Source organism: Porphyromonas sp. CAG:1061 (assembly GCF_000435035.1).
GTDB lineage: Bacteria > Bacteroidota > Bacteroidia > Bacteroidales > Porphyromonadaceae > Porphyromonas_A > Porphyromonas_A somerae.
Window position 1 is genome coordinate 1 of sequence record NZ_HF988944.1, and the last position, 4,346, is coordinate 4,346.

Below are 4,346 nucleotides of genomic sequence, written 5' to 3' on the forward strand. Positions count from 1 at the left end.
CAGTCCACGGTATGGCTGGGGTGGCGTGCCCCAACAATCCACCATCGCACCCGAAATAGTGCGGTTTGGGGAAACAATTCTCCCCACACGGCTGTTAATCCAAAAGGAAGTGAATCAACATCTAACACCTAAGGCGAAGGAGGCAACTCCCGCCGACACGATATAATAATATATGAGCGAACATTTTGATGATATAATAGACAAGGTGACGCAGTCCGACTATGAATATGGTTGGACTACCGATGTCGAGACGGAGTATATCCCTAAGGGATTATCCGAGGAGACGATTCGCCTGATTTCAGAAAAGAAGGGAGAGCCCGAGTGGATGCTGGAGCGGCGTCTCGATGCTTATCGCCACTGGCTTACTATGGAGCAACCCGATTGGGCACACCTAGATATCCCTGAGATAGACTTTCAGGAGGTGATCTACTTTGCGCAGCCCAGGGCACGCAAAAGCCATGATGAGGAGATGGATCCTGAGCTAGAGCGTACCTTTGAGAAGCTGGGTATCCCCGTAAATGAGCGTAAAGCGCTTGCTGGCTATGCCGTGGATGCGGTGGTGGATAGCTCCTCAGTAAAGACTACATTCAAGGAGACTCTGGCAGAGAAAGGGATCATCTTCATGTCCTTTAGCGAAGCCCTCAAGGAGTATCCTGAGCTGATCAAAAAGTATCTAGGTACCGTAGTCGGCTATCGCGACAACTTCTTTGCGGCACTCAATGCTGCAGTCTTCTCCGATGGTTCTTTCGTCTATATCCCTAAGGGAGTGCGTTGCCCAATGGAGCTGAGCACCTACTTCCGTATCAATGCGATGAACACCGGTCAGTTTGAGCGTACTTTGATCGTCGCCGACGAGGGGGCTTACGTTAGCTACCTAGAGGGGTGTACCGCCCCCATGCGCGACGATAATCAGTTGCACGCTGCGGTGGTGGAGATCATTGCCGAGACCGATGCCGAGGTGAAGTACTCTACAGTACAAAACTGGTACCCTGGCGATAAGGAGGGTAAGGGAGGTATCTACAACTTCGTTACGAAGCGAGGCATTTGCCGTGGCGACCGCTCCAAGATCTCTTGGACACAGGTAGAGACCGGTTCGGCCATTACCTGGAAATATCCTAGCTGTATTCTACAGGGAGATGACTCGGTGGGGGAGTTTTATTCCGTGGCGGTGACCAATAACTTCCAGCAAGCCGATACCGGCACCAAGATGATACACCTCGGTAAGAATACCCGTAGCCGTATTGTCTCAAAGGGTATCTCGGCAGGCAAAAGCGAGAATAGCTATCGAGGACTGGTCAAGGTGAGTAGCGGTGCACAGAATGCTCGCAACCACTCGCAGTGCGATAGCCTCTTGATAGGGGATAAGTGCGGGGCACATACCTTCCCATATGCCGAGGTGCATAATCCTACTAGTATCATTGAGCACGAGGCGACTACCTCCAAGATTTCAGAGGATCAGCTCTTTTATTGCAATCAAAGGGGCATCCCTAGCGAGGAGGCGGTGGGGCTTATCATCAATGGATATGCCAAGGAGGTGATGAATAACCTGCCGATGGAGTTTGCCGTAGAGGCACAAAAGCTCCTATCGATCTCCCTCGAGGGATCGGTGGGTTAAGTGAAGTGAAGAGGATAATTAAAGTTTGCTAGAAAATAAGAGATATATATGTTACAGATAAAGGATCTACATGCTAGGATTGAGGATAAGACCATTTTGAAGGGGGTCAACCTCACCGTAAATGCTGGAGAAGTACACGCTATAATGGGACCTAATGGAGCAGGGAAGAGTACCCTCTCCAATGTGCTCACGGGTCACCCTCGCTATGAGGTAACTGGTGGTTCGGTGCTCTACAATGGCCACAACCTCCTTGAGATGGAGCCGGAGGAGCGTGCACAGGAGGGCATCTTTATGAGTTTCCAATACCCAGTGGAGATCCCTGGGGTCAGTATGATTAACTTCCTTCGCACCGCAGTGAATTCCAAGAGAGTAGCACGCGGGGAGCACCCTATGAGTGCCTCGGAATTCCTCAAACTGATCAAGGAGAAGCAAAAGCTAGTGGAGCTCAATAGCGAGCTCACAGGACGTGCCGTGAATGTTGGCTTCTCGGGTGGTGAGAAAAAGCGTAACGAGATATTCCAGATGGCTGTGCTACAGCCTGCTCTCTCTATCTTGGATGAGACCGATTCGGGCCTAGACATCGACGCACTGAAGATTGTAGCACACGGAGTCAATACCCTTCGTTCACCCGAGACGGCGGCGATTGTGATTACTCACTACCAGAGGCTACTCGACTTTATCAAGCCCGATATCGTACACGTGCTACTCGATGGCCGTATCGTGAAGACAGGTGGCCCCGAGCTTGCCCTAGAGCTAGAGGAGCGTGGTTATGACTGGATTAGAGAAGAGCAAGAGAAGGAGGCAGAATGAAAAAGAGTAAGAGAAAGGAAGCACAGCTGGCACTCGCTCAGCACTTCCTCAGTCAGTACCAGCCTGCCCCCACACATCCGCTCCTAGAGCGTGATCGTGCAGCCGCTAGGGAGTACCTTCAGGAGCGAGGGCTACCTATCTACCGTGAGGAGGACTACCAGTATTTCAAGGTCGATGAGTGGCTCTCCAAGGAGTGGCAACTCTCTTCCGCCCCACGTCTTACTGAGGCCGAAGCAAAGGCCTATGCTTGCCGACTTACCTATCCCGATGTGGTGCAAGCCTATTTGATTGGTGGCAAAGTGGCACCTTCGGTAGAGGGTCAGGGCTACTTCGCTGGCTCAATCACTGAGTTCGCTAGAAAATATCCTGAGGTGGCTGAGCGATACTACAATCAAATGCCCTCTACCAAAGAGGCACGCCTTACCCAGCTCAATAGCCTCTATAATGAGGACCTATTTGTCTACTATATCCCAGAGGGAGTACACTTGCCCTCCCCTCTGCACCTTATTCATTATCCTTCTTCTTCTAAAGACCAGGGGCAGACACTTACCTTCCCTCGTATCCTTGTGATTGCCGAGGCGGAGAGCGAAGCTACACTGCTTTTCTGCGACCATGGAAAACACGAGGAGGCGACTGGCTATATCGGTGCCATTGAGATCTATGTGGATCGAGGGGCCAAGTTTAGCTACTTCAATATCGAGGAGAGTAGTACCCACAGCCTGCGTGTTATGGAGACCCATATCCAGCAAGCTGAGGATAGTACAGTGATTGTGGATAATGTCACGGTGCAAAACGGAGCAACGCGCAACAACTTCTTTTGCGACCTCATAGGCGAACGAGCCTCTATCGACCTCGATGGTTTGGGCGTGCTTGACGATGCTAAGCGACTAGACAACTGGTGCTTTATACGTCATAGCAGCCCCAATTGCCACTCCGACCAACTCTTTAAGTACACCATGAACGATACCTCTATTGGCTCTTTCTGTGGTCGGATCTACGTTGCTCCTGATGCTCAGAAGACCGAGGCGTATCAAAATAACCGCAACCTCCTTCTTTCAGAGCAGGCAAAGATGTTTTCCAAGCCACAGCTAGAAATCTATGCCGATGATGTGAAGTGTTCGCACGGTATGACCACCGGTGAGCTCAACGAGCAGGCAATCTTCTATATGCGTCAGAGAGGAATCCCATTGATGGAGGCCAAGCTGATGCTCACCGCCGCCTTTATGAGCGACGTGCTAGAAAAGATTAGTTACCTCCCTCTGCGTGAGCGACTAATTAATACCATAGATAAGCGGTATAGAGGCCTACCTGCCTCCTGCCAATAACCGTTTCCCGAAATAGATAATATCCCCGTTGACCCTTATGGATCAGCGGGGATTTTTTATCGGAACTGGCTCATTCAAATCGGAGATATGAGCCTAGTTTGACCTCTCAAGCATATTTTTGGAGGCCACCTTGGATACTCTCTTTCGACCCATCTGTATCGTCTTAGAAATCAAATGGTTATAAGAACGAAAAATGAGATGCAACTAAGCATTTGCTTTGTTGCATCTCGCCGTTTGCTTTGTTGCAACTAACCGATTGCTTAGTTGCATCTCAACTTTTGCTCTCCTCCTACAAGGCGTTTTGAGACTATTTGGAGGACTCCAAATCTTCGCCCCCTTTTGGCTAGAGGGCGTAGCGGATCATGAGGAGGATGGTGACGATGACGAGGGTCCAATTGAGTTGTTTGTATTGGCCGCTGAAGAGCTTCACTAGGGTGAAGCTGATCATACCGAGTGCCATACCCTCTGCGATGTTGTAGGTGAGTACCATGGTGAGCATGGTGATGAAGCAGGGGAGTGCCTCGGAGAGGTCGGAGAGGTTGATATCTCTCACGGAGCTTAGCATCAGTACTCCTACCATCACTAGTGCCCCTGTA

3 protein-coding genes and 1 pseudogene are annotated in these 4,346 nt (G+C 50.5%); 3 read left to right on the forward strand and 1 reads right to left on the reverse strand.

The window, feature by feature from the left end:
* The first annotated feature begins 172 nt into the window (after positions 1-172).
* Genes sufB through QVO39_RS07985 form a run of 3 tightly spaced genes read left to right on the forward strand, consistent with a single transcriptional unit; the run spans position 173 to position 3,750 of the window.
* Positions 173-1,615: a Fe-S cluster assembly protein SufB gene (gene sufB / locus QVO39_RS07975; RefSeq protein WP_021903723.1), complete on the forward strand. Its 1,443-nt coding sequence runs from the start codon at positions 173-175 to the stop codon at positions 1,613-1,615.
* A gap of 48 nt (positions 1,616-1,663) precedes the next feature.
* Positions 1,664-2,425 carry a Fe-S cluster assembly ATPase SufC gene (gene sufC / locus QVO39_RS07980; RefSeq protein ID WP_018028723.1) on the forward strand — a complete coding sequence of 254 codons (762 nt, stop codon included), beginning with the start codon at positions 1,664-1,666 and terminating at the stop codon, positions 2,423-2,425.
* On the forward strand, positions 2,422-3,750 hold the full coding sequence (locus QVO39_RS07985; protein ID WP_021903724.1) for a SufB/SufD family protein: 1,329 nt from the start codon (positions 2,422-2,424) through the stop codon (positions 3,748-3,750). Before sufC ends, QVO39_RS07985 begins: the two co-directional genes overlap by 4 nt.
* Before the next feature lie 343 nt (positions 3,751-4,093).
* On the opposite strand, the pseudogene QVO39_RS07990 reads toward QVO39_RS07985, so the two are convergent.
* Positions 4,094-4,346 (reverse strand): annotated as a pseudogene (locus tag QVO39_RS07990) (NCS2 family permease); the annotation flags it as partial.